This window comes from Aminobacter sp. P4_D5, assembly GCF_056401815.1.
This window is the reverse complement of the sequence record NZ_JBFUIP010000506.1, coordinates 1-875: the sequence shown is the minus strand read 5'-3', so window position 1 is coordinate 875 and position 875 is coordinate 1. Positions and strand designations below refer to the sequence as shown.

Here is an 875-nt window from a genome sequence, read left to right as displayed (position 1 = left end):
GTGCTGGGCTATTCGGCAGCGGACCTGCTGCTGCCGGCGCATCTCTTCCTCTTCTACTTCGCTGTCATCGCCGATGCGACGCCACCCGTCGCAGCCGCCGCCTTCGCCGCGGCAGCCATCGCGGGCGCCGGCCCGACCATCACCTCGGTTCATGCGACGCGCTGCGGCATTGCGGGCTTCACCGTGGGCTTCGCCTTCTTCTACGACGCCGGACTCATGCTGCGGGGATCGCTGGTCGAGATCGCGACCGTGACGGCGATCCAGGTCGCGGCGCTGACGGCGGTGACGGCAGCCTATGCCGGCTACCTGATGGGCCCGATGGGAATCGCGATCCGCATGCTGCTGGCGATCGCGGGGCTGATCGGGGCCTTCGGCTATTTCCTCAGCGACGAGGCGCGGCTGGCCGTGGTGGTGATCGGGCTCGCGATCCCCGCGGCCTGGCAGCTCATGGCCGCACGGCGGGCGGCATCCGCCGCCTAAGGCGCGCCTATCATCCGCTGGTTCCGCCGCTCCAGCGCGTCGAGCCCGCCGAGGTAGCGCGACTGCGCCGGATCCCAGCGGAGCCGCGCATAATGCATCAGCGAGTTGAGCGTCCGCGGCCGGCCGCGCTGCGTGCAGATCCGCGCCTCACGCACCGTCATCGAGAGCTCCGCGAAGCCGTCGCGCTGCGCCTCCCGCAGCGTGAATGGCAGCATGCGCTGCTCCAGCCGGCGCGGCTCGCAGCCACGCTCGTAGGCCTGCACCGAGTAGAGGATCGGCCCCTGGAAGACCTGCTGCAGCCGCCCCTCGATCGGCGTGGCGATGAGGTATTGGGCGAAGCTCTCCTGGYTGTTGTGATGGCTGTTGAGCACCACGGCAGCGGGCCGCCCCTCACC

1 protein-coding gene and 1 pseudogene are annotated in these 875 nt (G+C 70.3%); one reads left to right on the top strand and one right to left on the bottom strand.

Translation table 11 applies throughout. The annotated features are described in order from the left end of the window. Positions 1-480 (top strand): annotated as a pseudogene (locus AC1DWF_RS33110) (hypothetical protein); the annotation flags it as partial. On the opposite strand, the gene AC1DWF_RS33105 reads toward AC1DWF_RS33110, so the two are convergent. Then, a partial coding sequence (locus tag AC1DWF_RS33105; RefSeq protein ID WP_476842740.1) for a hypothetical protein occupies positions 477-875 on the bottom strand: 399 nt, incomplete at its 5' end. The pseudogene AC1DWF_RS33110 and the gene AC1DWF_RS33105 overlap by 4 nt on opposite strands.